We start from the raw sequence: 22,301 nt of genomic DNA on the forward strand, positions 1-22,301 counted from the left end.
GTTCGGTCGATTTCGTTACTCGTATCTCCGCCAGATACGCGCACTCGGAGTCGGGCTGGCCGCAGCCGGCATCGCAGGCTACGTCATCGAAGCGGTCGAGACTGGAGACGACGGAGACGAGAGCGTGGAAGAGGCAGACGACTCACTCTCGTCTCCCTGATCGACGCCAGCGTACGGCTGTGAATCCGTGGTGATGCAGGGTGCGAGATGAACTCCTCAATCGTCAGTGACACGAGGCGCGTCACGCCGGCCGACGAGGCCGTCCTCGTTCGCGCGTTCGGCGACGTCCGGTTGGAACACCCACGCGGTCAGGGCGACAATGGGCACCATCGAGATGGCGACGAGTGCGTAGCCGACATGGAGGTTCGGCAGCACCGGTGCGGCGTACACGAGCGGGTAGACGATGCCGCCGACTGTCCCGACCCCGCCCACCACGCCGGCGACGGCGCCAGAGCTGTTCGGGAACATCGCCGGCACCTGCGCGAAGATCGCTCCCTCGGCGAACGCACAGGCCATCCCGACGAGAAAGCCGACGCCAACGGCGAGCAGGATCGTCCCACGTAGCCCTGCAAGCGTCATCGCGAGCATCGTGCAGACGACGAGACACAGCGAGAAGAACGTCCACTGCTCCCGGTAGCGACCGGTGAACACCGGGAGGATGTTCCGTTCTGCCCGCGCCAGTCGGTCACTGACGTAGCCGCCGATGGGGCGGAGTAGGCCAGCCGCAATGGAGAAGGTCGCCGCGAACGTCGATGCGATCACAAGATTTTGCGTGTCGAATCCCTCCCGGTAGTAGGTCGCCAGCCAGCCGTTCATCGACAGTTCGAGCCCGAACGTCATAACGTAGGCGAGCGCCAGCACGACAGTGCCGTATCGCGTGGCAGTGAAAATCCACTCTCGGAGCGTCGCTCCCTGCTTCGTCGCCCTCCGTTTCTCGGTTGACCGAGCCGCCTCGCCGAAGACGTAGTAGACGCCCGCAAGGAAGATCGAGACGACGCCAGTGTAGAAGAACGCCGCCCGCCAGTTTGCACTGAACAGCGGGCCGTTCCAGCCGGCGGTGAACACGCGGGGCAAAACCAGTGCACCTGCTGCGGCCCCGGCGTTCCCGATACCTGCGTAGACCCCTTCTGCGGTACCGAGCTCCGACTCGGCGAACCACTCGGAAACGTGCTGGATGCCGATAACGAACGTGATGCCGGCCGTTGCGACGATCAGTCGCGTGCCGAAGAACACCGCGTACGACGCTGCGAACGCACTCCAAATCGAGAAGACGCCGACGTACGCGAGGACGATCGCGAACACGACCGGTGCACCGAACCTGTCCGAAAGCCAGCCAGTCAGGATTCGACCGAACGGCGCCAACCAGATTGCTGCACTCGCTAATACGCCGATTTCGGTGACCGTGAGGCCGAACTCCTCGGCTATCGGTCCGGTGAACGGTGCGAAGGAGAACCAGATGAGAAACGAGAAATTGAACCCGACAGTCGCCAGCAAGAGGGTCCGGTACTTCGTCATCCGTATCGGACTCTTCACTGCTGGTCACCCCCTGCCGCGCTGCGGTCAGATGGACCTGCTGGCCGCCGACGCCGTGCCGTCGCACATTCGCTAGTCGGGTCGACCGCATCGACCTGTCGCGTCGTCTCTCGTTCGATACGTCTCGTCGTTCGGTCCCGTTCGATGTCCGACATCGTGTGTGCAACGCCGTGCGTGTGCGGTTCGGTTTCGGTGGCGACACCCCTACAATCGGAATGCGAGTACCTTCTCCAGTACAGGACTGTCTGAAGTGCTAGCGAGACTAAAACCGGACGGAACTGCGACCAGTGTGTCGGCCACCTCCAGTCACGTCCCGCTGTCCGGTCACTTCTCCGACTCGTCGGCGCCAGTCTCACGTGGGTCCCGGCGCTCGCTCCGACACGTGTGTGTCCGTCCAGCCAGACGACATTCGGCTCGCTTCTCTGCGTCGGAGACGGTAACGTGTCCGTCTGGCGAGAGACAACCTGACGGTCGAATCGGTGGCTCGGAGCGTCTCACGACGACCGTGAGCTGTCGTCCGCACGGGACTCGAGCGGCGAGACAGCGACGGCACACTGTTTGAGGTTCGGCTCGGCCGACTCGGGATCGACAACCGGGAGCGTGAGTTTGTTCACCGCCGGATGGTGGATCGGAAGCCAGACCATCCCCGGCGGGATGGCGTCGTCTCGCTCGACTCGGCTCTCGACAGCCCCCCGGCGTGATTCGACCACTGCCCGATTCGACTCAAGCGACGGGACGTGTGCCCGGATCGTCTTCGGGTGGATCCGTGCGACCGGGGGGTCGGCCTCGTCCGCTCGGGTTCGCACGCCGGTGTTGTACGCGTCGGCCCGGCGGGCAGTCGTGAGGGTGAGGGGGTATGACTCGTCTGTCGGTTCTGCGAGGTCGTCGTGTGTTCCTCTCGAGAAGTGTGCCAGATTCGATGGCGTCGGAAACGACCAGTCCCCGTCGGTCAGGTAGCGGTAGCCCCCCTGTGTCTCTCCATCCGGCGCCGGCCACCGGACGGCCCCGTCGGTGTCCAGACGCTCGTAGGTGATACCAGACAGGTCGGCAGACGTCCCGGCCGTCAGCGCTGCCAGTTCTGTGAAGACCGCCTCGGGATCTGGAGTCGTGTGCTCGAAGAGTGACAGCCCCATCCGATTGGCAATCTGTGCGATGATACTGATGTCCTGTCGGGCGGCCCCCGGCGGCGCCGTCGCTGCCCGAACCCGTGAAACAGTCCGCTCCATGTTCGTGACAGTCCCCTCTGACTCTCCCCACGTCGCCGCTGGGAGGACGACGTCGGCGAGGTCGGTCGTCTCGGTCCGGAAGGCATCTTGCACGACGAGAAACGTGTCCTTGAGCGCCGCCCGGACGACCGACGCGTCCGGCATCCCGGCGACGGGGTTCGTGGCGACCGTCCAGCAGGCGTCGACCGGCCCGTGCCGGAGTGCGTCGACAACGCCGACCGGACCGGGTCCGGGGTCGGCCGGCAGATGGGCGGCCGTGACGCCCCACGTCTCCGCGACCGCGTCACGGTGGTCGGAGTCCTCGAACGGACGGTGTCCGGGCCAGGTGCCCTTCGCGGAGCAGACGCGCGCGCCCATCGAGTTCGCCTGCCCCGTCAGCGAGAACGGACCGCTCCCCGGCCCGAGGTTGCCCGTCGCGAGACAGAGGTCGATCAACGCTCGCGCCGTCGCGGTCCCCTGGACGTTCTGGTTGACGCCCATTCCCCAGTAGACGAGCGTCGGGTCGGCGAACGCCTCGGCCAGAGCCGCGACCGTCTCGACAGTCACGCCGGCGGTGTCAGCGGCCGCCCTCACCGACGGGAGGCGCGCCGCCAGCGCGTCGAAGCCGGTCGTCACTCGCCCGACGAACTCCTCGTCCACGGCGTCGGCCTCGACGAGAGCCGCTAGGACGGCCCGCGCGAGGGCCAAGTCCGTCCCTGGCTCGGGCCGCACGTGTCGGTCAGCGTCCTCAGCCGTCTCGCTGTCGACTGGGTCGACGACGATGAGCCGACTGTCCGGGTCGGTGGCGCTCTCCGCGATCCACCGGTACAGGACCGGGTGGGCGACAGCCGGATTCGCTCCCCAGATCAGGTGTGTACGCGCCGCTGGGATGTCGTCGTACGTCGGTGGCGGCGCATCACTCCCGAACGTCTGGTGGTAGGCCGTGACCGCCGAGGCCATGCAGAGCGTCGTATTCGCGTCGTAGTAGCGCGTTCTGAAACCACCGCGGGCGAGTTTGCCGAGGGCGTACGCCGCCTCGTTCGTCTGTTGGCCGCTACCGAGCACGGCCACGCCGTCGCGGCTCGCCCGCAGTGCGGTTTCGAAGCGTTCGGCTATGATGTCCAGCACGGTGTCCCAGTCGGTGGCGACGAGGTCACCGCCCTCGCGGACAAGCGGGCGCGTCACGCGCTCGCCACCCGAGACCGTCTCGTCGATTCCACGCCGGCAGGCTTGGCCCCGTGTGACGGGATGTGTGGGGTCGCCGCGGACAGCGACGAGGCCGCGGTCGTCCTCGCCGTGCTGCTGAAGACCGCAACCGACCGCACACCGGAGACAGGTCGTCGGCGTCCACTCGCTCATCCGTCCGGATCACCCTCCGCCATCGCCACGACAGTAGCCACAGGACGGGGTCCGCACCGCGGTCGACGTCGCATACTGGGCACACTATCCTTCGTAGGTCGTGCGTCCTGAACCCGTCGAAAGCCGTCAGGATCGCGCGTCGTCAGACGATCTCCGCGACCGCCTCCCGGAGACTCAGCCCCTCCCCGACGACGTCCCGGCGGTAGTGCATGTACACCGCGCCGAGCGGCGGCTGAAGGATGTACGCCAGCGCGATGGGGAGGACGGCCTCGGCAGGCACCGACCCGGCCGCGACGACGATGGCCACCGCGATGGAGAGGTTGCGCATGCTCGTCGCGTACACCAGCGCGATGCCGCGCTCAGTGTCGAGCAGCGCCCGCCCGAGTCCCGCGCCGACTGCGAGGAGAACGGCGTAGAAGAACACGAGCGGGACGATAGTGCTGGCAGAGGCGACGGGGTCCGCGAGGATGCTCTGTGAGCGCATCGTCATCGCGATGAAGACGATGAACATCACGCCAACGGAGCTCAGGCCGCCGAACGTCGGCTTGAGTCGGTTGAACCCATCGGAGCCGTACTGTCGGAGCAGCACGCGGCGCGTGAGGTTCCCGGCGACCATCGGGAGCACGACGACCTGTGCCAGCTGGTGGTACAGCGCCGTCGGGTGCAACGCGACCGAGGCAGGCACGAGCATCGAGAGGTACGCCGGAAGGATGGCGACGGCCGCAAGCAGGTTCACGTCCATCGTGACCAGCGCGGCCTCAAGGTCGCCGTCGGCGAGCCCGGTCCACGCGGCGGTCATCCCCGGGAGGTCGTGTTCGACCGCTTCAACCCCGACGTGGTGACGGTCCTGTTCGTCTACGACCCGGGAGAGGCGGGCTACGAGGCACCCGACCCCTTCGGCACGGACACAGAACTCACAGAACTGGCCGCTGAACGCGTCGAGGGGGTGTTCACGTCTTTCGAGGTGCCCAGGGCGTCGGACACGACGGTTCGGACGGTCCACGAGGTTGGTCACCCCGCCCGGACCGTCGTTGACCACGCAGCCCGCGACGACGTGGACCACGTCGTCGTCGGGAGCCACGGCCGTGAGGGCGTCTCGCGTCTCCTGCTCGGGAGCATCGCGGAAAAAATAGTTCGTCGGTCGTCCGTTCCCGTGACCGTCGTCCGGTGACGGAGTCGTCGGCTTATCGACTGTCGACCCTCCGTCACTTGTGCCGTTGACCCCGCGATTGTGGGTCCGCCCGGGGTGTCGTCGCCGAAGCGATGGACGCCTTACTCCTCTCGAAGGGTGGCCGCTACGAGGTACAGTCTGCGTCCGGGAACCGGTACGAAGTCGACGTCATCGACGAATCGTGTACCTGTCCCGACTGGCAGCAGCGCTCACCCGAGGGCGGCTGCAAGCACCTGCGCCGCGTCGATCACGAAATCAAACGGGGCCGTGTTCCCCGCCCAGACGGCCGGCTCCCAACGACCCCATGGTAGATCACCATCCTCTCCGCCGGAATCGCTCTTCTGGTACTGAGTAGTGTGGCGGCACACTAGGCTTTTCACGGCCCGTCACATATCGGGAGACATGAGCAGCGACAGAATTGACGCCGAAAGCAAGGTGTCTGGCAATCAGGCGAACATTCCGGCCCGGATCCGGCGTGAACTCGATATCGACGATGGCGATCAGCTCCGTTGGCATCTCGAAGACGATGGGAGCATTCGGGTCCAAGTGGTCCAACAGCAAACGGGCACGTTCGCCGACTTCGACGGCTACGCTGGTGAGGAGTCGACCGATGTAACGAGCGAGCATGACGCCTGGGGCGTCGACGTCGAGTAAATGCCTCGTGCACTCATTGATACGACAGTCCTCTTTGCCGCCGCATACCGGCGGGATAGTTCCCACGATGCCGCGCTTCCCGTGCTCCAGGGCATCGACAATGGAACACTTCCGGAGGCAGTCGTGCTCGACTACGTACTCGCTGAAACGCTCAACGGCCTCACGACCCACGCCGGCCACGACGCAGCCGTCGATCTCCTCGATCGCATCGAAGAAAACGCCCGCTTCCACATCGACTCACTCACCACCGACGCCCTCGCGACAGGGAAGGCCCTCTTTCGCCAACACGAACCCCTCTCGTTCGTCGACGCCTGCATTGTCGCGTATATGCAAACCGAGGGGCTCGGTTACCTGTATGCGTTTGACGACGATTTTGACGCTGTCGAGGATGTCTACCGACTCGATACAGCAACGAATCCCTACGATCCAAACTGACGCCGGCTGACGCTACAGCTGGTGACGAGGTTCTGTCTCAGGATAGTGGCACCCCATAGTCAGCCGCCAGCTTCTGGAACTCGTCCCACGCCGGGAGCTGCTCGTCATCGACCTCGCCGTGCGTCTCGAGGTAACGGAGCAGGGTGTCGATTTTGTCTTCGAGGCCATACTTCGCCGCCTGCGCTCGGAGGTCCGCCTCGTCGACGTCGACGTGGCTGAGCAGGAGGAGACAATACGAGCGGTGGCGGCTGCCGTCGTCGGTCAGTAGTGTGTGACAGCAAAGTTCTGCCGGCGAGACTGCGTCGAGATCCTCGGAGTAGACGTAGTAGCGATGGCCGGTGAGCAGGAACTGGAGGTCGAAAGCTGCGAACCGAGTAAGGCCGGTTTCGTGGAACCCCTCTGTGTCGATCTCCGTCTCTGCCTGCGCGAGGAATTCGTCGTAGTCCTCCCAGAGAATCGTCCCCTTCGGGGCAACGGCTTCGAGACGCTGGCGATGTAGATGATGTACGAGTTCCCGGGCGAACTCGTGGAGACGGTCGAAGTCGGCGTTGAACTCGTAGTGGCCGTCGGCTGTCCCGACGAGACCCCGGTCGCGAAACCGCTTGAGGACTCGGTTGACCGTGTTGCGGTAGTTGTCGCTCCGGTCAGCGATTTCGGAGACAGTTCGCGGCTGGTCGAGGTAGTACAGCACCTCGAGTGCCTTGCCGGTCAGCAGCTCGGGGAACTCGATGTGGGAGTGCTGGCGGACGAGGTCCTGATAGAGCTCGACGGCGCAAGCATCCGACGGGACGACGCGTTTTCGACGGCCGTCGCGTTCCGTGTAGACGAGTCCCTTCTCGACGAGGTCGGCGACGGCACGGGAGAGGTAGCTCTCGCTGTGGTCGAGCTTCGTCGCGAGTTCGGAGATCGTGTCGCCGCGGTCAACCGTGGCGAGGACCTCAAGTTCGATACGCCGGAGCACGGTGTAACATAGTACGAAATTATTTTATAAAGAAGTTTCAAGTAGCGTTACAGCCAGCGAGTACGGGAGCCGTCCCCACCGTCTTAACCAACAAAACCACGGATTCGCAGCCGCTGTTGGTTAAGACTTGTCAGCAGAGCCAACTACGAGGACACCGTCTGTGGAGGCGACATTCGGGCCAACGAACTGGTCCGTCGCGACGGTGACTGGTGCGTTCGTCTGGTTGTCAACCGAACTGTAGCCGTTCGAGACAAGTCCGACGATACAGTATACGGTGCGGCACCGTAGGCGCTGTCTTGGCAAGCGCGCCGAACCGAGCGTTCAGTTCGGGGTGCGGTCGGTCGTCAGTGACCGGGAAACGCGATCGTCGCTGTCGTCCCATCCTCATTGTCGATTTCGAGCGCAGCCTCCGAGTATCGGACCACGCGATCCACAATCCACAACCCCGCTCCGCTCCCATGTTCCAGCGCGGACTCACCGTGCTGATCGATCACGTCAAGCTCATACGGATCGATTCCGGGACCGTTATCACTGATCTCGATTCGCACATCCTCGTCACTCCGGCGGACGGCAACCTCGACCACGGGGGCGTCGCTGTCGTTGTGTTCGAACCCGTTCCGGATGAGGTGAGCGAGCGCGGTTTCCAGTTCTGGGTGAGCCGTCACCGTCGCCGCGTCGCAGACATCGACTTCGAGTTCGCCGTTTGGGAACTCCCCGTCGACGGTCGACGCGGCGGACCGGACCTCCTGCTCAAGCGCGACGGTAGTGATCTCGTCCCGACTGTTTACGACCTTACGCATCTCCTTGGCGTGCTTCGAGGTCTTCTCTAGGTCGCGGCAATTCTCCAAGACTCGCTTCGCGTACCCGCGTATCGGCTCCTCAGCCTTCGCCTCTATCTGAGACGTGTACCCCATTATGGCGGTGAGCTTGTTCCGGACGTTGTGTCTGAGGATCCTTGCGATCACCTGATTGAGGAGGTCGATGTCCCGGCGACTGTCAATCACCTCGGTGATCGCTTCAAGATTTGTCCCGAGAGAGTCGAGTATCTCGGCGTCGAGCTCGCTGAAGCTCTCGGCGTACGCCGAGCCGGCGATCAGCACCCCGAAGTCACCGATCGGAACGATCACCTCCTCCTCAATGGGCGTCTCCGGATTGTAGGCGTCCGGGTCCGTGGCGACATCGGCGGCGACGAGCGTAGTGTCGTCTTCGAACGCCTGCCACGCGAGGCTGTCTCCGTTCAGGAATGACGGCAAGTCTTCGAGCAGTCGTTTGGAGTGGTCGGTCGCCGCAACCGGTTCAAGCCGTTGTTGCGCGGGGCGATGCTTCCAGATGCCCATCAGCGGCATGTTCAGTGCCTCGGGGATGTCTGTGAGGACGGATTCGACCATCTCCTCGTGAGAGCGTTCCCGAAGCGCGCGACGGGCTGTCTCTTGGGTCGTCCGGAGACCCTCTTCGCTCAACTGCCTGTCGAGTCCGATCACCGTGAGCTGGCTCAGCACCTGTAGAAAGTACACGTCCTCGTCGTCGAAGCTGTTCCGCTCGGGAGCCGAGGTCACGACGACGCCGTGGCTGCCGATGGGGACGATGAGCACGCTTCCGACAGGAGTCTCCTCGTTTGGAAGGCGTCCGTCGAACGCGGCGATGTCATCGATCCGGATCAGCTCTTCTCGCTCGTACGCCTCCCAGACTACGGAGTCCCTGTCGGTATAGGTTATCGATCCCTCGCTCAGCCGCTCTCGAACCGCCGCGCTTGTGACTATCGGTTCGAGTGCTCCCGAGTCCCGGTCGTACAAGTGAACGCCGACGCTCGAGTGTCCAAGAACAGATTCTACGGTCCGAACGACCGTCTGGCAGATCCGATGACGAGAGCCCTCTGTGAGGATATCCTGTGCGGCAACGTAGAGCTCCTGTAGCGTCAGTTCGCGCTCGCGTTGGTCGGTAATATCGACGTACACACCGAAGTACTCGGTCCGCTCAGTCGCAGTCACCGGAACGGCCGTAAAGAGGAAGTACCCGACCCCATCAGCTGTTTCTCGCTGCACCTCCTGCCGAAACGGTTCTCCCGTCTCGAGCGTCTTGACGAGCGAGTCGGTCTCTACGGGCTGATCCTCGGGCGTAATCAGTTCGTTGAGACTTTGCCCGCGGAGTGAGTCGTTGGGATATCCGAACGTCGATCTGAATGCGTCGTTTGCGCGATGAATCCGCTCTGTTCCGTCTTCTGTGACGACAACCTCGACGGTCGGTTCAGCGGCCGCGGCGAAGATGGCTTCGAAGCGGTCGCGTTGCCTGCGTAGCGCTCGCTCCCTTCGGTTCGACCGACATGCCTGTGCCAACCGACTATTCAACGGGTCCAACGCTGAGACGGTTTCAACGTCGAGCGATCCCCCTTGTTTGCCGAGGATCATGACGCCAAACCCTGGGAGGTCGAAGAGATAGTACATGCCTGAGCCGTCGACCGTGCCGGTAGCGGGCAGGGAGTCGGCGAACCGCCGAACTGTCGTCGACTTCGACGCCACGGCTGCGGACTCGGCCGTCCGGTCGCTTCGCCCCGAGACGCCGCTCCGAGCGCCGGCAGCGATCTCTACGAGGTGTTCTCGGGCGCTGCGGAACAGCTTGTTCCGAATCGGGTTCGCGGGGATAGATGTCACGAGCGTCGGTTCCGCCCCGTCTGACGACGCGGAGATTTCGAATACACCGCCGACGGAACAGTTCAGTTTCTGAAGATACGCGGCGAGCGCCTGGTCAGCTGTCTCTTCGATGCTCCCACGGGTCTCGATGGCGAGCGAAATCTCGTAGAGGGTCTGGACGCGCCGCTGTCGCGAAGTCATACCTCCTCTGCCGCGCCGACGACCGCGGTCTTGTTGTAGTAGTCGAGGTGTCCGTAACCGTCGTTGGCGATTTCGCCGATCGTGAGGGCGCCGATCATCGGCGTGTCGTCCGTCTTGACGGCGGAGAGTTCGCGCTCGAACTTGTCTTCGAGGTACAGCACCCGTGAAATACAATCAAAGAAAAACAGCCCTTCCACGGACACATCTGACTCCCACGCCTCCGTCTTTGCGCGACGTGCAGCGTCGATCAGTGACTCCGGTTCTCCCTCGAGGACGTGAACGAACTCGCCTTCGGGTACCGCCCCGAAGCAGTCGAGACCGCCCTCTTCGGTCACCTCGAAGGGGTCGCGAACGATTTGCTCTCCGTCCATCCGAGCGATTCCGAAGGGGTACGCCTTCGCCGTCTCGAAGAAGTCATCGGCCGTGAGTTCGATCTCAGCATGTTCGTCCACGGCGGATTTATACACCGAAAACGCCGGCTGGCCGTCTAGACGGTGTAGCGTGCCCCCGTCCGAGTCGGTCACTCGGAACGGACCAGCGATTTCGCGCCAACCGTGCTCGACGCCGAGGGTTACCGGTGACTCCACCGCAGCCATCACGGCGCCATCCCCGATGATCCCCTCGTTGGTGAACAGACAAGGGCGCTGTTCCGCTTCGAGCGTGCCGGCCCCACCGCCGATAAAATTGAGCTCAACGCTGTACGTTCTGAACAGCGATTCGATGAACTCCTCAATGTTCGTTGCGTACGCGTCCACAAATACGAACGCCGTCTCGTACCCGTCGAGCGGAAGGTCGGCGTCCAAGGCTGACGTGTAGTCCGAGTCCGCGCCGCTCAGCCCGCGGATCGTCGTCACATGTGGTTCCGATGAGAGTCCGCAGATGACCGCTCCGCTCGCCTTATTCTCACCGTCGTGAATTACTTCGGGAAAGACGCCACCGAAGACGCTCACGTCGAGTTCCCGAAGGAACGGGTCGAGCCACTCGTCGAGCCCGTCGTCCGGAGCGGCACACAGCAGGATCCCCTCGACACCGTCTCGCGACGCCACCTCACGCACCGCCACGCGTATCGATTCAAGCGTGTCAGCGTACCTGTAATTCATGCCCCAATTTCCCCCATGACCCCAGACGCACCGAGGGAGCGGCATGTCGGTTGCACGTTGTACTTCCCCAGAATCCGGGTCACAACTGTCTGGCGTTTAGTCGCGAACTCAACGACATAGTCGAAATGTGCCGAAGCGAGGCAACGGTCCTCATCATTCGAACTCGCGGGCAGCACGTGGACGAGACTGCCGACGCCTCGGTCACGCCACGGTCCAATGGGCTCGTGACGGAACCGAGCGAGCGATATCTTATCCTGGTACAAGCGACGTTGGGTCAACATCTTGGTTGTGAAGTGTTTTGTCAGTTCGTGATCGCGATTTGGTCGTCGCCCACCGTGCGGCGATGCCGATAGGTCTCGTGAGGAATCTTGTGCCCTTCGACGTGTTCTCTACGTACTGCTGAAGTGGCGATTCTGTGTCTGTCAGACACGTAAATCGTTATTGCGCGACCTTCTACTTAATCGCTCTCGCCAAGTTATCGCTTTTGAGAAGTCTCTCCGCTGTTGAACCCGACGACGCGGCCAGGGTCACTGGCTGACATAACAGGTTCACTCTTTTGTAGGAGAGTGTCGATACAATCGTCGGTAGCCGAATGGGAACACGAATCGACTTTCTAAGCACTTCTACCGTGGACTGCCACTTCCAGTCGTTCACAAGCTGCTTAGTGTGGTCGCTTCGCCGACGCGTCGGCGATCGTCTGAAACTGCGTCGGGTCTTGAAGCAGATCTTCGCCCATGTCGGCGATCGCCGACTGGTCGATGTATTTGACGCCGTCGCCGTACACCGCTAGCACGGGTTCGTCTTTGAACTCGCCAATTGGGCGAGGCGTGGTACACTCTATTGCGACGTGCGTTCCTCCCGGGAGGGTGGGCGCGTCGGCGTACGCCGCCGGGAGGTCGTCCCTGTGAACGCCCGCCAGCATATGACCGGGAAGAATCACCATCGCGGTCCGGTAGCCGAACGCCGGTTGGGAAAGTATCCCAACCAGCAGATACGTGAGGTCCTCGCAGTCACCGCAGCCATCGACGAGCGTCTCCTCAACGGTTCGGATGTAGTCCGGCGCTCCCATCGATTCCGCATCCGTCGCGTATCTGAGTGAGTGTACGAGTCCGATCGCCCCGTCAAGAAGGACCGACTCAGGGAGCGACCGCTGAGTACACTTGTCCGTTGCGGTCGCGTTGAGGAGCGCCCCCGTGAGCTGCTCGGCGTGAGCACTCGTCTTCGCCGCTTCGAAGCCGCTTACATATCCGTGCGCCTCGTCGGCCGCCTCTCTGTACGCGGACCGCTCAATCGGGAACTCCAGACGCCACTCACGCCCGGACCGGTCCGTCCACTCGTACGTCATGGCGTAGCCGTCCACGGTCCGTTCCCGAGTGACCGAATCTCTCGTGTCAATGGGTGTCGGCCGCGTCGGTTCGCTCGCAGAAAGAGACAGCGCCACAGACCACAGATCGGACAGTTCGAGGACCGAGGAAGCGACGGCCCCGAGCGCGACTCGGTCTAGCGCTTTGTTGAGGAGTTCCCGTCGGTTCATGCCCACTGGCGGATCACCTCGGATTCGTTCTTTACTGGGAGCGGCGTCCGAATCGACGGCGAGCGAATCACCTGCGTCTGCGTCGACCGCGGCTTCGGATTCAACGGGGACTGGCAGCGTCGGGCCTCTCCACCGTCTCGCCCGCCGCGGTCGCGGTACATCTGGGGGGTTATCGGAAGCATTCGGGCTTGACGACGGAGTCGACGTCCACCGTCACCCATGCTGACAGCCGCTCGTCATCGGTCGCCTCAGCTGGGAACACCGTGACCCGATCGGGGCCCGACGACCGCCTGTCGACTTGATGTACCAGACCGGTGAACGCAGGATTCACCGATTTCCGTTCGGTCGTCTCATCGTTCCTCGACCTTCGGTTGGTATCTGTTGTCATCTGTTGCTTGTCCGGGTTATTCGGCAGCCTTTGCTTGAACCCTTATAATAGGTGAACGCACGCGTCGGAGGTCGACCGGTGGAATATATACTCGTTGGAACCAGTCTGTTGTACCCGTTTCCACTCGACGAAACCGATTCCTTTCCGATATGTAGGTCGCAGTTTTCAAATGACCCGGCTATGGCGTGGACCTAGGCGGAACTTTGGAGATTGGCGATCGTGTCATACATGAAACTACCGTGGGACGTCGGCTAAGCGGCCAGCTCTGGCGAACAGTACCGTGAGAAATAGAGGTCGGGAGGCTACTGAGTGTCGTCCGCGAACACTGCGCCGAGCGAGTCGTCACCCGCCTGCCCAATCGCTATTGCTGAGACTGCGGCGCCGCCGTCAAGTTCGGTGTCAGGCAACGAGAGCGCGACGTCGTCGCTTCCGTGCGGGACGACCTCGAGATCGTAGGAGCCAGCGTCAACAGGAACGTACTCGCTGGCGCCTCGGAATTCGATATTTTCACACAGGGTCGGACCGCCGTTGGCGACTCGCACGTCGACGGCGGGGGCGTCCGGTGAGGCGTGGACAAACCGGACGTGAGTTTGGTCGGCTTCGACATCACCGGGGGCGTCGGAAAGTACTGTACACTCGACTTCAGCGAGCATACCAGTCGCAAGCGCCGAGTACGCACGGTCTGCCTCAAGTTCGACTGTCAGATCGAGGACTGCCTCGTCGTCGCCATGCGGCGTGACAGCGATCTCGTGGCTTTCAGCTGGCAGCTCGGCGTACTCGCTGATGGTTTCGAATGGCACATCTTCGAAGGCGATTTCGCCGTCGACGTGGACATCGACGTTCGGTGCGTCCGGACAACAGTGACCAATGCGGACGGATGCGGTTTCTGCCATAGCAGCTCGTACTTCTCGTACCAGAAGATTCAATCTGTATATGTGAACAAAATATATTATATACCGGCATGAGCCGTATGGGGGACACCGGAGCACGCAGTTCGCGCTCCCGTGGTTTTGAAGAGTGAAACCGGAGCAGACCAGCTATCTGCCGTTGACCCCTGCTCGTACGCTGATCACTAGCCCGCTGATCCGGCCGCTATCGTCGGATTCAATAGAGCAACTACATTCTGTGACGGCCGTGTTGAAATCCGTCATCGCTGATAGTTCGTTGAGGCTGTAGTGAATGCAGAGGGTATATTCGTTAGGATTGAGGTATGACAAACGTCGATTTCCTTATATTGGAGTTGTGCTACTAATCTTATAGATGGGAGTTTCCAACCAGCTATTATTGGCGTTGGCTATTACCAATACATTTGCAGGCTGCATGAGCCTATTGGTGGTTTTGATAGAAGGATATTCACCAACAGAAACAGCCACCTCAGTCGCATTTTTGACTCTCGGAATATTTTTTATTAAAGACTACTACAAACGAACTCAAAAGTCAGATACGAGCAGATCTGCTACATGATGTGTTAGACTTACGCTCTGTATTGGTCAGACCAACAATAACAGAGTCCGAGAAACTTATCAGATATAATATGTTTCTCAGTACGTCCGACAATTAATTACCCCTGTCATCCCACATGTCGAAATACAGTGCCAATTTCCGAAGAAGAATTCGAGTCAGGAACGGTGGAAGTCAGCGGCGACGAACCGATTGCCAACGACGAAGAGGGGCCAATCGAAACTGAAAAAGATCTCATCACATCGTTTTTGAGCGAGCGACCAGACAGAGCGTTCACCGAGCGGGAAATCGTCCTCGGCGTTGATTTCAGCCCCGTGTTCATGAATCGGACGCGGAATCCACTCGGGGCGTTCGTTGACGGTCTGATTGATTTCGCCGGTGATGTTGCCGCCACGACAATTGTCGTCAATGACATCGATGAAGCACTCACCGAACTTGTTGAGGAAGGAATCGTGACGACCGAAGAAGTAGAGACAGAAAGCGGGGCATCGGTCTACTACAAACTGGCGTAGGCAACTCTCTCCGACCGGCTGTTTCAGGCGAGAATATGTCTGATGAACGGTATTTCAACAGAGCCAAAATCCCATACTGGAACCAAACCCGACCAACGTCTTTGTTGAACGCATAGAGAATCTCCTCAACGACTTTTTTCATGATCTCTTCCGTGAGGCGCCCTTGCCATGGGTCAGAGATACTGTCTTACTGTTATTCTGTGCTACTGTAAAGGTGTGCTGCTGTAAAGTATAATCCTGTGGGTAACAGATCCCAGTCTTAACCAACATTGATAGGGTATATTGAGGATTGTTGGTTAAATTTCTACAGAAATGAATCATCTGTCGTGGTTCGCGGTCAGCACTCACCACACATTCCCACCGAGTGTTTATGCTAAATGAAGCTAAATGGCTGGATGGAAGGAGAGTCACACGCTCCTCCTTCCCCCCTAATGACCGACAGCCCGCCGCCACTTGGACACTGTCCAAGCTGCGAACGCGAGATCTCAGCTGCGTGGAAGCTCATCGAGTACGACCAAGCAGACGGGGACACAGGCATCTTCGCGGAGTGCCCGTCCTGTGAGAAGGTTGTAAAGCCGGAGTAGAAAGGATCACAGCGCACTACGCAGCTGGGTCCGCCTGAAAGGAGTAGTCGATCGCGATACCGTCATACGGGAGGGTCAGGTTTGGGAGGCCCCCTTGACGCAAGACGATACCTGCGTTCACCAAGACGTCAAGATCAAGCGGCACGAACGCACCTGAGAGTGGCTTTCGCTCAAAACCTCTCATTATCATCGGTGGATCATTTACGCGTTGAGACCGTAGAATGCGGTATGGCGACAATCGACGCAGACAAAATGATGGTCATCGCCGGGGTGCTACTCAGTACCCTCGCGTTCGTGGACATTTACAAGACGTGGAAAAAGACACGACGAACCGAGCGCACTGAGGACGAACCCGACGTGACAGCGAGGGCCGGAGAACAAAACCAGAATTCACCGGCGTCAGAAGGATGAACGGGCTGGGGCAAACATCTTTACGGCTATAGTTTCAATTCAATATATGGTTGATACAGACGATGCGGTGGCTGATGTCGCAGAGGATATCGACGCCGATGGACTAGGTACTGCGGTGATCGCGTCGATTGGCTCCGTTGCGCTGGCCCTGTACTTCTACTACGTCCGCGGGGACAAGCAACGTGGACAGTTCGTTGGCCTCTGGCCTACGACGATCCTCGCCGTGGCATCCTACTTCAAACTCGAAGAGATCCGCCAGAAGCTGGACGAGCTGGACGCTTAATTTCTTCGCCGTCCAGAAGTCGAGATCTCAGCTTTGTACCTACTTTGACATCCTCCCGCGCCTGAAGACGCGGGAATCCCGAGCGTTGGGATATTAGGGTTTACAGACTCCCTGTTCTCTCGTGTTGAACGACCTGCTCTCGTGGTCGGACAGGAAGACTCCAAGCTGTGCCAACCAGCCGTTACTATCCAAGCGCGGCGACGACGTCGTCGATTGTATAGAGACGGACATCGTCGCGCTCGCGGGCGGCGCCTTGGACACTGTCGGCAAATCCACTCCGGGAGAACAGCGCGTATTCGACGGTTCGCGAGCCACCGCCCGACAGCTGCCACCGGAGTTCCTCGACGTGCGTCTCCAGCGATGCCAGGGCGCCGTAGTCAAGCGGCGATGCCTGATACTTACACTCGCCGACGACAAGCGTGTCTTCGTCAGTGAGCCCGACGACATCGATCTCGTGGTCTTGATACCACCACTGCCCAACATCGACGATCGGCGTCTCGTCGTACAGGGTCCACAGGGCCTCACAGCACAGTTGCTCGAAAGCAGGAGCGACGAAATCGGCCAGCTCGGGGTCGACAAGTCGGTCGTAGGCCTCCTCACCGAACTGGTCGTACCGATCCGCACTCCCGTACAAGAATCGGAACCAGAATCGGAACAGGGGATCCCGAAGTCGGTACTGACTCCGCTTGGATCGTTCAGGTTTCTCAGTCACGGGCACATGCCGTTCAATGAGTCGGAGCCGGGAGAGCCGATCCAGATACGTCGATAGCTGGTTGTAGTCGATACCTGTCACGCTGGCAATCTCGTTGCGGCCTGTTGCCCCACCGGCGATCGCTTCGAGGATCGAGAAGTAGCGCGTCGGCTCCGTTAGTTCCATCCGGAGAACGTACTCCGGCTCGTTACGGAGCGATCCGTGGCGAGTTAACACCGTCTGCTGGATGTTCTCGCCGAGGGACCGATCCGCGTCGAGTTCCTCGAGGTAGTAGGGAACACCACCGAACACGCTCCACGCGCGAACGGCCTCGTCCGCCGTCGCATCGTCCGGGAAAAACTCCGTCGCGGCGTCGAACGAGAGTTCACGGATGTCGAGTGTAAGGGAGGTTCGCCCGTACAGCGGACTGTCTCCGAGCAGCGTTGCTTCCTCCATCATACTGATCGACGACCCGACCAGCACGAACGTCGTCTCCGACTCGTCGAACTCGTGGTCGAACAGCGCCTGTAACACCGACGGGAGGCTCTCGTCCTGTTCAATCAGGTACGGAAACTCGTCAAGGACGACAATCGCGTTCTGGTCGGCTAGATACCGGAACAGGCGCTCCCAATCAAGACGGATATCTTCGATACCAGGAACCGTGTCGGCCGCAGCTTCGACGAATTGTTCCAGTTGGAGCTCCCGCGTCTTCTGTCGTGCCTGATAGAAGACCGCGTTCTCTCGTCTCTCAAGCGCCTTCTTGACGAGTCTCGTCTTCCCGAGCCGTCGTCGGCCGTACACGACGGCGAGATTCGCGTTTTCCGAGTCGAAAAGCCCGTGGAGCCGAGCCAACTCCTCTGAGCGGTTCACGAAGCCTGTCATGGCGCTGAATTAGTGGTGCGGAATAAAAATATTCTGAATAATCATATTCTGCAATATCATATCTAGAGATATTATCGATTGAGGATTCAACAGAGTCGTGTATTTGGCTCTGTTGAAATCCTATTCTTCAGATATGTTCTCGTCTGAAATAGCCGGTTGATGAGAGTTGCTTACTGATACATCCGTTCGAAAACAGACTGTGTAACGATTATAACGACGGTGACAATGGTAAACCTCGACAACAGTCCAAAATCGGTCAATGCCCGTAGGGCGATCAGAACACCAATGGCAACTACAACAGAGGCGGCTAGTTTCTGGTTCTCGCGGGAGACCATATCGTAAATCAACAGAATTGAACAAAGTACCTACCGGAAAGAGGTTCCTCTGTACTGGCCGCAACTGAGTCAGAATATCTCACTTACTGAGGATTTCAATAGAGTCGCGCCCGTAGATATATAGGCCCTCATTCTCAAACATAGGAATTATGAATACTGAACCACGCCGCATACTCCTCGGTGTCTTGTTTGTGCTTCTTGGAATCGCACTAAGTGGATTCAGTTTGATTTATGATGCGGTTACACCCTTAGGACTAGCCCTCAGTCTGTTGTTTGTACTACTCGGTATCGCCTACATATGGTCAGATGGAACGATTTCAGAAGAGTTGGGGATAGGGATCTCATAACGGTCATTTGGATCTGTTGAAATCATATTCCTCAGACATGCCCTTATCAAAACCGCTGGTCAGTGTGACGATGCTTATCGACCCGGTGACCAATTTCCTGTAAAAAACAGGTAGGCCTCACCGAATAAAATGAGAGCGAGAATCCCGACGGGAACGGCCCATATCCCACCAATGCTCAATATTTCCAGTAGAAATCCGACCGTTATTCCAGCGATCAGGAACAGGAGGCGCGAACCGAGGGACTCGCGTTTGGAGGATTGCCCGGACATTATTTATGCCACGTTGCTTAGGGTTTAAAAGTCATATCCAATTGAATCCTTAGCACTAACCTTCGATATATTTCGTTTTGAATAATTCAGAGTGATCGATCAAGATTATGAACAAGACAAGCGATAGTAAGTTCACGGCTCTGTTGAAATACTTAAGAAATGACAGGTCGGCGTACGGGATACAGCGGACCCAACTAGTCCAGCAAACCGTTCTCAATACATCGAAGTCCCCACAAGTATTCCGGAGAGAACATTTCGACCGGCGGTAGACTACTCCCAGTAGGAGTCAACCGATTCACCAGCGAGCCGTGCGCGGACAAACAGGTACGTGAAATGTACGGGAACGTAGCCGAGACAGAATAACCAGCCCTGTGGATTTGAGACTAAGTTCCATGTGCGTTCAACGCCTCTAGATCCCTTAGAAAGCGTCTCCAACCCGGTAACTGACTCAAGAGCTGGCCCGACGATATATACAAATACGCAAAGATAGAGTATGCCCACGACAAGAAGCTCGAGTGACTGATCGGAACGCATCGTTCGTCAAGTGATGGACAATAGATGTAGGCCGCAAATAAGGTCACTGGCTCTGTTGAAATCCCATTCATCAGATAGATTTTCACCTGAAACAGCCGGTCGATGAATTCTCTGTATTGACCGTGATCGGTCTGGAACATATCTCCTGCTGAGGATTTCAACAGAGCCGTGTACTTGTAATTTCGATACTGATAGCTACCGATGAAACGTTTAGTATGATAACCGCGCAAATCACTCCATGACATCGATCGACGATCGTGGCGCATCCCCAGTTATTGGTACTATACTCATGGTCGCGATCGTCGTAGTCATCGGTGTCGCTGTCGGGATGACGGCGATGGGATACAGCGACGATCTTCGAGATCTGACGGCCCCTGTAACCTACGGGGATAACCTGATCCAGAATCCCGGATTTGAACGCGGAAACAACAGCTGGGAAGACGGCACTGGAAACACAACCTCTGCCGCGAAAATTGTCGAGGGAGGCGGGATAGACGGCTCGAATGCGGTGCGACTCCAGAGTGTCAGCGGGCAGCAAGACTACGTTGAACAAAATCTTGACACGGTGTTGAGACCCGATGCGGAGTACCGTCTGTGTGCGGAATCTCGTCTTGACGAACAGAGTGGCGGACGGGCATGGGTTGGCGTCCAGCACGCCGACGGTGGACCCAAAAATCACCTCGCCATCTGGGAGGTGACGTGGGGAGAATACCGCGGACAGTGTGAGTATTTCAAGGCTGATGCTGAATTGAAAAATATTACAGTGTGGGTGTATACTGAGGGTGACGAATCGGTTCTTGCTGACGAGTTTGTCCTACAGCGAACGCAGTTCCTGACTGATGCAAGGCCCGACGAGTAGCCAATAGCATCGGTTCTGATTCCTCTGCTGTGAACACGGCGTAGGATGCGTCACGTCCCGGCCGCGTCGGCCAACTTTTTGCGGCGGCCAAATAGGGAGCTCCTTAGGGAGGGTTAACTGAGTTCGATTGTTCGATCAGTCCAACTCCTCAGGCGGCGTAAAACCGTCTGTTCACGCCGCGAGACGGGATCATTGCTCCCGAACTCGTCTCCCTCGTAGGCGTTGACGACGACGCAGTCAGCTTGGCTACAGTACTCGATGAACTTGTCTAGGTCTCCCGCCTCATGTTGGAATCCGATGGTGGCGTCGTTGACGAAGACGGCGGCAGGAGCGGACGGTGCGTCGTTGAACCGGCGGTTGGCTCGTTCGGCATTTTCACGGGCTAATTTGAGCACGTCTGCCGTCTCACTGCCCTGTGAGCGCGGGGCGTTTGCTTCGACGGGGTCGATCCAGACCTGGTCGGGAATCTCCACGAACCGGCACAACCGGCGGCCGACGACGCGGTCGGTTCGACCCAGCTCGGGGCCGAACTCGAAGACAACCGTTTCCTGTGTCCGACCGTCTTCAAGCCAATTCGTGAGTGTCCGTGCGGTGAGACTCGTCTTCCCGACCCCAGATGACCCGACGATCAGTGTCCGTCCGGTCAGCGGGATCTGTGTCTCTGTCACACCAACACCTCCTCACGGACGTATTTAATACCCGAGACGACCGTCGCCACGCCGAGTAGGAGGGCAAACGCGAGGACGGTCCCGGAAAGGACGTCAATACCGCTTCCGGCCTGCTCTCGGAGAAAATTCACTGCGAGCGTTCCGGAGACGACCAGTAGGCCAAGTCCTCCGGCGTTTGCCAGCGTGGAAGGCGGCTCGGACACCGCATCGCTGTTAAGCAGGTAGAGTACGATCGCGATGGCGAACGGCGTCCCCACTGTTCCCAATGCGAGGACGAGCACGAGTTGACTGATAACCTCCCCGCCGATGAACGCGCCAGCAGCGGACACCAGTGCGAACCCCGCGAGCAGGACTCGATATCGCGTGTCCGAAACCGATGTCCCCCAGCCGAGCTTGTCTGCGACGAGAAACGGCGGGACAACGGTGTTTCCACCGAGGGTGGAGACGGCAGCGCCACCTAGGCCCAGAAGAAACAGCGTCCCGGCGCTGTCACCGACCAGCGGACCTAGCGTCTTTCCGGCACCGATCGCGGTCAGTTCCGGATCGGACAGCACGCTCGCTGCCACGAGGAACACGGCGACACTGTAGACGCCGAACGCCCCCAGCATCGAGACGCTGATGTCCAGTGCGGCGAGGTCGTAGTCTCGAACGGTCCAGTCCCGTGCTCGCATCGTATACGACTGCATCGTTATCAGCGTGATGTGAACCGCGCCACCGAGGATGCCAGCTGCGATCAGCCCGCTACCCGCGGGTAACGACGGCACGAGACCGGTCGCAGCGGCCTCGTAGTCGACGGGGACGACCCACAGCGACGCGACGAACGCGAGCACGACGACCGTCACCAGCGCCTTAGAGAGGAATTCAACGAACCGGTAGCCACGACCGGCAAGCCCGGCCGCGAGAACTATCCCCCAGACCAATCCCCAAATCCGGGCATTGACACCGGTCAACGACGCCGAGACAGACGCGGCAGTGTTCATGATGACGAACTGCGCCGCGCCCGCGACGACAACAACGTCGACAACGAGGACGACCGCCCACCCCTCACCGACGTGGTCCTCCACGACGTCTACGATACCGCGTTCGGTGAGTAGCCCGAGCCGCATCGCGAGAAACTGCGCGACCGCACCCGCGGCCGCGGACAAAATAACAACCCAGAGGAACGTGTAGTCGAAGCTCGCACCGGCGGCGATCAGGCTGGCCATCGTCGCCGGGCCGGCGGCGATGGCACCGGCTACCCACGACGGACCCATCTCGCTGAGGTATGCACGAACTGCACTACCACCTGTGGACAGAC

Annotated in this window: 20 protein-coding genes and 2 pseudogenes; 10 read left to right on the plus strand and 12 right to left on the minus strand. The window is 59.8% G+C overall.

All coding sequences use genetic code 11. The annotated features are described in order from the left end of the window. Positions 1–216 precede the first annotated feature (216 nt). From EXE48_RS13825 to EXE48_RS13835, 3 genes and pseudogenes are all read right to left on the minus strand, one after another. Positions 217–1,515: an MFS transporter gene (locus EXE48_RS13825; RefSeq protein ID WP_121600562.1), complete on the minus strand. Its 1,299-nt coding sequence runs from the start codon at positions 1,513–1,515 to the stop codon at positions 217–219. A 512-nt stretch (positions 1,516–2,027) separates the two neighbouring features. Beyond that, positions 2,028–4,097, minus strand: coding sequence for an assimilatory nitrate reductase NasA (nasA, locus tag EXE48_RS13830; protein ID WP_137711822.1), 2,070 nt, complete (start codon positions 4,095–4,097; stop codon positions 2,028–2,030). 142 nt (positions 4,098–4,239) lie between these two features. Beyond that, positions 4,240–4,899, minus strand: a pseudogene (locus EXE48_RS13835) (arsenic resistance protein); the annotation flags it as partial. A gap of 9 nt (positions 4,900–4,908) precedes the next feature. Between EXE48_RS13835 and EXE48_RS13840 the strand changes: the two are divergent. The 4 genes and pseudogenes from EXE48_RS13840 (at position 4,909) to EXE48_RS13855 (ending at position 6,357) form a co-directional block, all read left to right on the plus strand. Continuing rightward, entirely contained in the window at positions 4,909–5,268 is a 360-nt protein-coding gene (locus EXE48_RS13840) for a universal stress protein (protein ID WP_137711823.1), read from the plus strand. 80 nt (positions 5,269–5,348) lie between these two features. Beyond that, positions 5,349–5,579: pseudogene (locus tag EXE48_RS19125) on the plus strand (hypothetical protein); the annotation flags it as partial. Between the two features lie 91 nt (positions 5,580–5,670). Then, the gene (locus EXE48_RS13850; RefSeq protein WP_053772389.1) at positions 5,671–5,922 is read left to right on the plus strand and encodes an AbrB/MazE/SpoVT family DNA-binding domain-containing protein; all 252 of its coding nucleotides are present in this window, start codon (positions 5,671–5,673) and stop codon (positions 5,920–5,922) included. After that, on the plus strand, positions 5,923–6,357 hold the full coding sequence (locus EXE48_RS13855; protein ID WP_121600559.1) for a PIN domain-containing protein: 435 nt from the start codon (positions 5,923–5,925) through the stop codon (positions 6,355–6,357). A gap of 37 nt (positions 6,358–6,394) precedes the next feature. Here EXE48_RS13855 and EXE48_RS13860 read toward each other — a convergent pair whose 3' ends face one another. The 6 genes from EXE48_RS13860 to EXE48_RS13885 all read right to left on the minus strand — a co-directional run bounded on the left by EXE48_RS13860 (position 6,395) and on the right by EXE48_RS13885 (position 14,061). Next, positions 6,395–7,318: a helix-turn-helix transcriptional regulator gene (locus tag EXE48_RS13860; protein ID WP_137711824.1), complete on the minus strand. Its 924-nt coding sequence runs from the start codon at positions 7,316–7,318 to the stop codon at positions 6,395–6,397. Between the two features lie 344 nt (positions 7,319–7,662). Further along, positions 7,663–10,146 carry a GAF domain-containing protein gene (locus EXE48_RS13865; RefSeq protein WP_137711825.1) on the minus strand — a complete coding sequence of 828 codons (2,484 nt, stop codon included), beginning with the start codon at positions 10,144–10,146 and terminating at the stop codon, positions 7,663–7,665. Then, positions 10,143–11,246, minus strand: coding sequence for an FIST signal transduction protein (locus EXE48_RS13870; RefSeq protein ID WP_158295134.1), 1,104 nt, complete (start codon positions 11,244–11,246; stop codon positions 10,143–10,145). Before EXE48_RS13870 ends, EXE48_RS13865 begins: the two co-directional genes overlap by 4 nt. Positions 11,247–11,907: 661 nt before the next feature. Continuing rightward, positions 11,908–12,780, minus strand: coding sequence for a hypothetical protein (locus tag EXE48_RS13875; RefSeq protein WP_137711869.1), 873 nt, complete (start codon positions 12,778–12,780; stop codon positions 11,908–11,910). Between the two features lie 169 nt (positions 12,781–12,949). Beyond that, positions 12,950–13,168 (minus strand): DUF7511 domain-containing protein, encoded by a 219-nt coding sequence (locus EXE48_RS19440; RefSeq protein ID WP_137705246.1) that lies wholly within the window; start codon positions 13,166–13,168, stop codon positions 12,950–12,952. 302 nt (positions 13,169–13,470) lie between these two features. Next, positions 13,471–14,061 (minus strand): DUF4397 domain-containing protein, encoded by a 591-nt coding sequence (locus EXE48_RS13885; protein WP_137705245.1) that lies wholly within the window; start codon positions 14,059–14,061, stop codon positions 13,471–13,473. 367 nt (positions 14,062–14,428) lie between these two features. Between EXE48_RS13885 and EXE48_RS13890 the strand changes: the two genes are divergently transcribed. From EXE48_RS13890 to EXE48_RS13910, 5 genes are all read left to right on the plus strand, one after another. Then, entirely contained in the window at positions 14,429–14,632 is a 204-nt protein-coding gene (locus EXE48_RS13890; RefSeq protein ID WP_137705244.1) for a hypothetical protein, read from the plus strand. Between the two features lie 128 nt (positions 14,633–14,760). Next, positions 14,761–15,141, plus strand: a complete 381-nt coding sequence (locus EXE48_RS13895) for a hypothetical protein (RefSeq protein WP_137705243.1) — start codon at positions 14,761–14,763, stop codon at positions 15,139–15,141. 431 nt (positions 15,142–15,572) lie between these two features. After that, positions 15,573–15,725, plus strand: coding sequence for a DUF7837 family putative zinc-binding protein (locus EXE48_RS19445; protein ID WP_443984493.1), 153 nt, complete (start codon positions 15,573–15,575; stop codon positions 15,723–15,725). A gap of 228 nt (positions 15,726–15,953) precedes the next feature. Further along, the gene (locus EXE48_RS13905) at positions 15,954–16,136 is read left to right on the plus strand and encodes a hypothetical protein (protein WP_137705240.1); all 183 of its coding nucleotides are present in this window, start codon (positions 15,954–15,956) and stop codon (positions 16,134–16,136) included. 46 nt (positions 16,137–16,182) lie between these two features. Further along, a complete protein-coding gene (locus EXE48_RS13910) occupies positions 16,183–16,419 on the plus strand; it encodes a hypothetical protein (protein WP_121600554.1) in 237 nt (78 codons plus the stop codon). A gap of 184 nt (positions 16,420–16,603) precedes the next feature. Here EXE48_RS13910 and EXE48_RS13915 read toward each other — a convergent pair whose 3' ends face one another. Next, the gene (locus EXE48_RS13915) at positions 16,604–17,992 is read right to left on the minus strand and encodes an ATP-binding protein (RefSeq protein ID WP_137711827.1); all 1,389 of its coding nucleotides are present in this window, start codon (positions 17,990–17,992) and stop codon (positions 16,604–16,606) included. Between the two features lie 1,723 nt (positions 17,993–19,715). Between EXE48_RS13915 and EXE48_RS13930 the strand changes: the two genes are divergently transcribed. Then, entirely contained in the window at positions 19,716–20,336 is a 621-nt protein-coding gene (locus EXE48_RS13930) for an archaellin/type IV pilin N-terminal domain-containing protein (RefSeq protein ID WP_077152443.1), read from the plus strand. A gap of 113 nt (positions 20,337–20,449) precedes the next feature. Here EXE48_RS13930 and EXE48_RS13935 read toward each other — a convergent pair whose 3' ends face one another. Together EXE48_RS13935 and EXE48_RS13940 are read right to left on the minus strand one after the other, a co-directional pair. Continuing rightward, positions 20,450–21,004 carry a hypothetical protein gene (locus tag EXE48_RS13935; protein ID WP_137705233.1) on the minus strand — a complete coding sequence of 185 codons (555 nt, stop codon included), beginning with the start codon at positions 21,002–21,004 and terminating at the stop codon, positions 20,450–20,452. Then, entirely contained in the window at positions 21,001–22,257 is a 1,257-nt protein-coding gene (locus EXE48_RS13940; RefSeq protein WP_137705268.1) for an NRAMP family divalent metal transporter, read from the minus strand. The genes EXE48_RS13935 and EXE48_RS13940 overlap by 4 nt, the downstream gene beginning before the upstream one ends. Positions 22,258–22,301 lie beyond the last annotated feature (44 nt).

Source organism: Halorubrum sp. ASP1 (assembly GCF_005435135.1).
Taxonomy (GTDB): Archaea; Halobacteriota; Halobacteria; order Halobacteriales; family Haloferacaceae; genus Halorubrum; species Halorubrum tropicale.